We start from the raw sequence: 8,159 nt of genomic DNA on the forward strand, positions 1-8,159 counted from the left end.
GGTGTGGAAAGGCCGGGGATGGGCATGGGCGGCAGAACCCACACCAGGCTTAGCAGAGTGAGGTAGACGCCGCCTGCGAGCCAGGGGAGTTTGGGCAGCCGGGCTTGGCGCAGGCTTTCTTTGGCTTCGGCCTCGAGCCGCTCGCGCCAGGGGTGGGCGGGCGGCGCTTCCAGGGCGCTGCGGTAGGCCAGGCCGTAGTGTTCGTCGAGCTGCCGCAGGGCGCGGGGGAACTCGAGGCGGCTGGGGTAGAGCAGGGCCAGCAGGGAGAGCAGGCCCCAGGCCGGGTGGACCCACAAAGCCAACGGCAGCAGCAAGGCCAGAGCGACGAGTGCCCACTGCAAGCGCCGCCTCCAGGCCAGCCGGCTCGCCCAGCGCCGGTGGGCGCTGCTGAATCTTCCGGGCCGCATGGGCAGCTGGGCCTGCATGCCTCCAGCTTAGGGTCCGGCCTTTGGATAGAGAGCAAGCCCGTTCACAACCGGGCGCGGTCTGGACTCGATAAGCGGCGAGCGCAGCACGCCGCGCACGTAGAGCTGGGAGGAGCCGCCGCCGTCCATGCGGATGGCGCCCCAGGCCCCCAGGCTTTGCAGGGCTTGGGCCAGCACGGTGGGCGTGGTGGGCTCGGAGACCACCAGCCACACCCCGCCCTCCAGGGTCCAGGCCACCGCCGATTGCAGGGCGGTGGCGTTCAGCGGGCGGGGGTCGGTGAAGGGCTCGCGCTTGGGGTCGAAGACGTTCTGACCGGCCTGGATCAGCAGGGGTCCGGCCTCGAGCGCGTACTGCACGGGGGGCTCGAGGCTCATCCTGAGCTTGAGGGTTTCCCCGGTGTGGGCGATGGGCGCTTCGCTGGCTGGGAAGCTCAGGCCCCACTGCCCCGCCTTCAGCTCGGCGGGCGCGGGGAGGGTGGCGATGACCCGCTCCCGCTCTACGATGGCCACATTCTCGCCGGGGCGTCCTGCCGGGCCGGGCGTGGTGTGGGCGGTGAGCCGGGCCCGCCAGAGGTTGACCCCCACCGGGTAGCGCTGGCCGCTTGCGGTCTCGACCCAGGCTCCAAACTTGGGGAAACCCCCGAAGACCTGCCCATTGCCCCACAGCAGGGCGCTGCGCCCGAAGGGGAAGTTGAGCGCCACCCCGTCCTGGATCCACAGCCCGATGGGGGTGGCGGTGCGGTTGTCGAAGTAGCCGCCGTTGAGCAGAGCCAGCGCTCCGGGGGCCATCTGGTCGAGGGGTCTGCGGCTGCCGGGCTGCCCCACCGGTTCCATGCGCCAGCTACCGGGGTCGGCTTGGATCATGAAGAGCCGGAGCGGTTCGGGCGTCCAGACCCAGCGCTCGAGGTAGCTGATCCCCCGGCTGAGCACCTCGCGGGTTTCGGGTTGCAGGTAATAGAAGTCCAGCACGAAGCGCCAGGGGTCTTCCAGGGCGTACTGCCGGTAGCGGTAGAGGCGTCCGGTGGGGGCTTGCAGGCTGAGCTGGGTGCCGTGGGGCAGGTAGCGGAACTCCAGGCCGAGTTCGGGGGGGAGCTTGAGGGTCTGGAGGTCGGGGAGGAAGTAGGGCAGCTCGAGGCTCAGGCAGCCCGGATAGCTCCCCTCACGCTTCTCCACCGGCAGGCGTTCGGGCAGGTCGAACACCAGCCGCAAGCGCCCCGCGCCACCCGAAAGGCGCACGCCCGCCTGGGGCACCTGCACCAGCCCCGCTGCGCGGACGACCTCCAGCGGCAAACCGTCCTCGCTGGGAGGCGGCAGGGTGGGTTCCAGCGGCGGTGCCCAGCCGATGCCCTCGACATAGACCAGCTCGAGGCCATCTTTCTTGAAGACCACCACGTAACTGTCGCGCAGGACGCTGAGCCCGAAGCGCTCGGCGGGGATGGTCGTGGGGGTTTGGGCAACCGCCAGGGCGAGCAAGACACTCAGGGCAAGAACGCGAACCCACATCACGCCCCATTAAACCCGAGATCGCGTGGGAAGCTAGCCAGTTGAGCCTTCATCCGGCGAAGGCTTGCGGCCTGGCGCTTCCAGCGTATGCAGGAAGGCTTGGACCACCCTGGGGTCGAACTGGCGACCGGCCTGGGCCTGGATCTCGGCCAGGGCCTCCTCCGGCGACCAGGCCCGCTTGTAAGGCCGCTCGCTGGTGAGGGCGTCGAAGACGTCCACCACGGCCACGATGCGGGCCTCGAGGGGGATGGCTTCTCCACACAGCCCATCGGGATAGCCCGAGCCGTCCCAGCGCTCGTGGTGCGAGCGGGCGATGCGCTCGGCTACCCGGCTCAGCTCCGAGTGCCCCCCTGAGAGGAGTTCGGCCCCGATGGAGGTGTGGGTCTTGATGATGGCAAACTCCTCGGGCGTGAGCCTCCCAGGCTTTCTCAGGATGGCGTCGGGGATGCCGATCTTGCCCAGGTCGTGCAGGGGAGCGGCACTGTGGATCATCTCCACCTGCTCCTGGGGGAGGCCCAAAGCCTCGGCCAACCGGGCGGCGTTGGCCGCCACGCGCCGGACGTGCTCGCCGGTCTCGTCGTCGCGGTACTCGGCGGCCCTGGCCAGGCGCTCGAGGATCTCCACCTGGGTTTCCTGCAGCTCGCGGGTGCGCTCTCGCACCCGCTCCTCCAGGTGCTGGTTCTCCTCGAGCACGGCCCGGTAGAGGAAGCGGGTTTCCAGCAGGTTGTTCACCCGCAGGCTGACCTCCAGAGGGTCGAGGGGCTTGGTGAGGAAGTCCTTGGCCCCCAGCGAGAGGGCTTTGTACCTGGCCTCGGGGGTGGCGTCGGCGGTGAGGACCAGCACGGGGAGGTACTCGCCGGGGGCGATCAGCTCCTTCAACCCCTTCAGCAAGGCGAAGCCGTCGAGGTGGGGCAGGTGCAGGTCCAGCAGGATGAGGTCAGGGCGGAAGCTCTGGCACAGATCCAGGACCTGGCGCGGGTCAGTGGTTCGGCAGAGCTCGGTGAAACCGGCTCGCTGCAGGATGCGCTCCAGCAGGGCCAGGTTGTCCTCCTGGTCGTCTACCAGGAGCAGGCGGGCCTTGTGCAGCGGAAAGCTTTCCCCCATCGACATCACTCACCTCTTGAGTACTTGGGCCAGCACCTCCAGGAAGCGGCTGACCTCGAGGGGTTTGGTCAGGTAGGCCGCGGCCCCCTGGGCCAGCAGACGCTGGACCTGGCCGGGAGAGGCCTCGGCGGAGAGGATGATCACCGGGATGCCCTGCGTCAGCGGGTCCGCCCGCAGCCGGGCGAGCACCTCGTGGCCGGGGACGTCGGGCAGGTGCAGGTCCAGCAGGATCAGGTCGGGGCGGTGCTCGCGGGCGAGCGTCAGCCCCAGGCTGCCCTGCATGGCCGCGATCAGCCGGAAGTCGGTCTTTCGGGCCAGGATGTGCTCCACCAGCCGCAGGTTGGAGAGGTTGTCCTCAATGTAGAGCACCGTGCGGGACTCGGCCAGCGCGGCTCCCGGAGCCAGGACCTCCCTGGCCTCCTCCAGGAGGGGAGGGGGGGCTTCCACCTGGGGCAGCTCGAGCCAGAAGGTGCTGCCCTTTCCCACTACGCTCTCCACCCCCAGACGGCCCTGCATGGCCTCGGCCAGGCGCTTGGAGAGGGCCAGGCCCAGCCCAGTGCCCTCGGCCACGGTGGCCTCGGCCCCCAGGCGGTCGAAGGGGGTGAACAGGCGATGCAGGAGTTCGGGGGCGATGCCGGGGCCGGTGTCGCTGACGCTCAGGCGCAGCATGTCCCCCGCGACCTCCTGGCACGACAGGGTGACCCGGCCCCCCTCGCGGTTGTACTTGATGGCGTTGGAGAGCAGGTTCAAGAGGATCTGCCTCAGGCGCTGGCGGTCGGCCAGCACCAGGGTGCGGCACTCCTCCGGCTGGGGGAATTCCAGCTGCACCAGACGCGAGGCGGCCAGCGAGCCCATCAGGTTCAAGCACTCCTGGACTACCTCGGCTGGGCGCATGGGCTCGATGGAGAGGGCCATGCGCCCAGCCTCGATGCGGGCGAGGTCGAGCACCTCGTTGATCAGATCCAGCAGGTGCCGGCCGGCCTTGAGGATGCGCTCCAGGCCCTCGCGCTCTTCCTGGGTATGGGCGTCGAGTTCCAAAAGCTGGGCGAAGCCCAAGATGGCGTTCAGGGGGGTGCGCAGCTCGTGGCTCATGCGCGAGAGGAACTCGCTCTTGGCCCGGTTGGCCGACTCAGCCTCCAGGCGGGCGCGGGAGAGCGCCTCCTCCAGCTCGGCCTGGGTGCTGATGTCGCGGCTGACCACCACCACCCCTGGAACCCGGTCCCCCTCCGCCGGGAGGGCTTGGGCGTGGGCCTCCAGCGTGAGCCAGTGCCCCTGCGGGTGCCGGTAGCGCACCCGCAGCCGGGCCTGGGAGCGCCGGCCTGAGAGCAGCTCCTGCAGGGTTTCCGCGACCTGGGGGTAGTCCTCGGGGTGGATGGCCTCGGAGGGCAGCTGGCCGAGCCGTTCCTCGGGGGCCACACCCAGCAGTTCGTAGTTGGCCGGGTTGGTCAGCCGGATCCTGCCTTGGTGGTCGAGGAGGGTGATCACGTCGGGGGAGGCCTTAAAGAGGGCCTCGAGGGTGGCCTCGCGCTCGCGCAACTGGTGGTAGCTCTCCTCCAGCAACTGCTGGGCCTGCTGCAGCGCCTGGCCCAGCTGCCCCACCTCGTCGTTCCCCGGTGGCAGGTCCAGCGGGGACTGCCCGCGCGCAACCCGGAAGGCGTTTTCCCCCAGCCGGCGCATGCGGCGGCTGATCCCGCGGGTGAAGAGCACCGCGGCCCCCACCCCACCCAAGAGGCCCAGCAGCCCGCTCAGGCTCAGCGCGTAGAGGCTCAGTTGCCTCTGGCGCTCCACCCCGGCCCTCGCTTGCTCCAGCTGGAGCTGTAGCTGCTGGTCCAGGTTGGCGATGCCCTGGCGCAGGGCGTCCATGAGGGTCTTGCCCTCCTCCAGATGCAGCTCCAGGAGGGCGGGGTTACCCTGGACCACGGCCTGGCGGGCGTTTTCCAGCACCTGCAGCCGTCGCTCGATCAGGGGGGTGAGGGGGGTCAGGCTTTCCCGCCCCAGGCTGAGTTCCAGGCGGCTCTGCGCGGCGGGAAGCTTCTCCCGCGCCTGCTGGTAGGGCTCGAGGAAGCCAAGCTTGCGGGTCAGGGCGTAGCCGCGCAGGCCGGTCTCGGCGTCGACCAGCAGGCCGAGCAGGCCGCGCAGGTCTTGCTGGATGAGCAGGGTCTGCTCGACCCGGTCTTCCCAGCGGCTCTCCTGGGCCCGCAGCCACAGGCTCAGGGCCAGGACGAACAGCAGAGCCAGCACCGGCAGACCCACCACCACCAGGCCCTTGAGCCACAGCGGCCAGTCCAGCCAGGCTCGAGACAGCAAGCGCCCCCCGGATCTCATGGCTCTGCTCAGAAGCCTTTCCCTCCCTAGACTGAGCCTATTCTGAAGCGTCTCACGGATTTTAGGGTAGCACGCCGCCTGTAAGTCCCCTGCCAACCCTGACAAAATTCGCCGATAGCCGAAGCGCGTCCAACGCATTGCGCTGGGTGTTGGGCGTACAACGCATCACACGATCTCGAACTCGAGGTTGAGCACCTGCTGGGCCGCGGGCAGGCGGGTGCGGGAGATGTCCTGCCACAGCGTGCGGCTTTGCCCGCGCCCGTGGTTGCCCACGTAGGCGGCGGAGCGGCTTACGGCGGTGCCCGCGAGCTGGGGCAGCGGCCCGGCGGTGGGGGTGCTCTGGGGGATGGGGTCGGCGGTGAAGCTGAAGACGTTGGTGCCCAGCGAGACGTGCTGGCCGACCAGCAGGCTGCGGCTGCTGTCGAAGAGGTTGTCGCTGAGCAGGCAGCTTCCGAAGAGGTTGTAGAACACCCGGCTGCCGCCGTCGCCCTGGATGGCTTTCTCGAGCGCCTGCACCATATTCTCCCCCGAGACTAGGCGGGTCAGGCGGTTGCCCCGGAGCTGGAAATTGCCCATCAGGCCCAGCATCAGGAGCTGGTTTTCCTTCAACAGCGCCTCGAGCAGTTTGAGCTCGTCGACGCTTAGGCTGCTCTCGCCGGGGAAGCCGTAGAGGCTGACCGCGCCCGTGATCTCGTTGGCTTCGAGCAGCACGAAGTCGTCCTCGTCGAGGGTGAGGATGGTCTGGGGCAGCGTCTCGCCGCCGGGGTTGAGCAGGACCAGTGCGGTGCCCGCTACCGCCCGCACGCTGGCTTTGCGGATGTCCTCGAGGTGGTCGGCGGTGATGTTGGGGTCGGGGCTCTGGGCCGAGAGCTGGAGGATGAGCTTGGTGTAGGCCAGCGTCTCGCCCAGGCTGAGGATTTGGTTGAAGGGTTGCAGCCGCTGGGACACCAGCCCGGCGAGCTGGGTCTTGGCCTGGGGCGGCAGCGCGTTGATGGCCTCTGCCGTCTTGGGTGCTTCCTGGCGGAAGCGGCCAGGGGAGAGGTCCTTGAACAACTCCTCGAGCACCGTGAAGCCCTCGAAGACCTTCAGCAGCACCTCCGCCCGCCCCTCGGTGCGGGCCTCGAGCACGTTGTCGCGCAGCCGCACCCGGTCGGGGCCCACCACCAAGAGCAGGCTGCCGCTGACGCCGCCGGTCTGGGTGCTCCCGGCGACGGCGCAGCCCTCCAGGCTCAGCTCGCCGCAGCGCACGAACTGCAGCCTCGAGGTGCCGTTGTCGGTGTCGGCGAGCACCTCGAGCTCGAAGTCGCGCAGGATCAGGCCCCGCAGACCCGCGAAGCGAAGCCCGCTCTCCACCAGCACCCGCGTGCCGCGCCCGCAGCCGCGGACCTTGAGGTGGATGGGCTCTTCGACCTCGAGCGCTCCGACGCGGTGCTCGCCGTCCATCAAGCAGATGCAGATGTCGCGCTCGCCGCGCTCGAGCAACTCCTTGAGGGCTTGCTCGAGGGTGGCGAACTCCCCGCCCTCGCCCACCGTGACCTCACAGCCCCCTCCGCTAGGGCGCTGGCAGAGCAGGTCCAGGGCTTCCTGCACGGTACGGGCGTTTTGCAGGTCGGCGCAGCCGGGGGTGTAGGCCACGTTGGAGGCCACGCTGAGGTCGGCGCCGAAGTCTATGAGCTGGTTGGGCACGGGGTTGCCCTTGGGGTCGAGCAGCTCGGCCCGTACCCGCTGGACCCCGCTGGCCCCTAGGGTCCAGGTGGTCTGGGCCAGGCCGTTGGCGTCGGTGAGGACGTAGCCCGTCACCCCCAGGCTGCCCCCGCCGCCCACCACGCTGAAGCGCACCCGGGCCCCGGCCACCGCCACCGCGCCGTTGGCCACCCGCACCCGCAGGGGGGAGGGCAGGGGCTGGCCAGGTATGGCCTCCTGGCCGTCGCCGCCTACGTAGTAAAGCTGGAGCAGGCGACTGAGGGGGGGGAAGAGCGAGCGGCAATCGGCGGCGTCCCCGGCCAGGCTCCAGTTGCCGCCCTGTCGGCGCAGCAGGCCCAACGGGGCGTAGCGGTGCGGCACCCCTTCGGCTTCCTGGTGCACCGGGAGGGCAGGGGTGCCGCTGCGGGGCCAATCCACGTCGCCGGTTTCGACCCTGGCCGGGATCAGCCAGTAGTCCCCGGCCCTGAACACGGGGTTGCCCTGCTGGCGGAAGTTGACCTGCACGCCCTCTTCGAGCTCGAGCCAGCCCGCCTTGAGCGGGATCGCGCCGTCTTTGAGCGCTCCGTTCGCCTCGCTGTGGTCCCAGCGGCGCAGCAGGGGGTGCTGGAGGGCGTAGTCGGGGGCCAGCGAGCGGGCCTGGAAGGGGGCGCTGGGCAGGCCCTCCAGCACCACCTTGAGCGCGGAGGAGCCGTCGGCGGCCTCGAGGGTCTCCACCGTAGCGACCTTGAAGAGTTTTTCCGGGGCCAGCAGGTCGGGGTCGTGCTGGCTGAGGCTGATGCGGTCGTCGAGCAACTCGACCCAGTTCCCCGGCGCCAGGCCCAGCCGAGCGTCGCGGGGAGTCTGGGCCAGCAGGACGGTGGTGCGGCTGTTGGGAGTGTCGTACTCGTAGCGGCTGACGGCGAAGAGCACCGAGCCGTTCTCCCGCGACCACTTGAAGCTGGCCTGGGCAAAGCTCCCGCCCACGTGGATTTCCACCCGGTAGAGCTGGTTCTCCAGCCCGCGGTAGCCCGCGCCGGGGGGCACCTCGCAGGGGTCCTGGCTGCTTGGGCTGGGCTCGGCGCGGGCGGCCAGCAACCCCGTGCTCAGGGGGGGCGGGGG

Annotated in this window: 4 protein-coding genes and 1 pseudogene; all 5 read right to left on the minus strand. The window is 69.8% G+C overall.

What is annotated here, in order from left to right; all coding sequences use genetic code 11:
• A pseudogene (locus Mrose_RS17065) lies at window positions 1-425 on the minus strand (hypothetical protein); the annotation flags it as partial.
• 9 nt (window positions 426-434) lie between these two features.
• Window positions 435-1,928, minus strand: coding sequence for a phosphodiester glycosidase family protein (locus Mrose_RS17070; RefSeq protein WP_119280316.1), 1,494 nt, complete (start codon window positions 1,926-1,928; stop codon window positions 435-437).
• A 33-nt stretch (window positions 1,929-1,961) separates the two neighbouring features.
• Window positions 1,962-3,038, minus strand: coding sequence for an HD domain-containing phosphohydrolase (locus tag Mrose_RS17075; RefSeq protein WP_119280317.1), 1,077 nt, complete (start codon window positions 3,036-3,038; stop codon window positions 1,962-1,964).
• 3 nt (window positions 3,039-3,041) lie between these two features.
• Entirely contained in the window at window positions 3,042-5,357 is a 2,316-nt protein-coding gene (locus Mrose_RS17080; RefSeq protein ID WP_119280319.1) for an ATP-binding protein, read from the minus strand.
• A gap of 165 nt (window positions 5,358-5,522) precedes the next feature.
• Window positions 5,523-8,159: DUF6519 domain-containing protein (locus Mrose_RS19025; RefSeq protein ID WP_182482890.1), on the minus strand; the 2,637-nt coding region annotated here is incomplete at its 5' end.

This window comes from Calidithermus roseus (genome assembly GCF_003574095.1).
Classification (GTDB): domain Bacteria; phylum Deinococcota; class Deinococci; order Deinococcales; family Thermaceae; genus Calidithermus; species Calidithermus roseus.

Excerpts from the sequence above, each read along its gene's own strand:
- Mrose_RS17070 (WP_119280316.1), bottom strand. The coding sequence starts at position 1,928 with ATGTGGGTTCGCGTTCTTGCCCTGAGTGTCTTGCTCGCCCTGGCGGTT.
- Mrose_RS17075 (WP_119280317.1), bottom strand. The coding sequence starts at position 3,038 with ATGTCGATGGGGGAAAGCTTTCCGCTGCACAAGGCCCGCCTGCTCCTG.
- Mrose_RS17080 (WP_119280319.1), bottom strand. The coding sequence starts at position 5,357 with ATGAGATCCGGGGGGCGCTTGCTGTCTCGAGCCTGGCTGGACTGGCCG.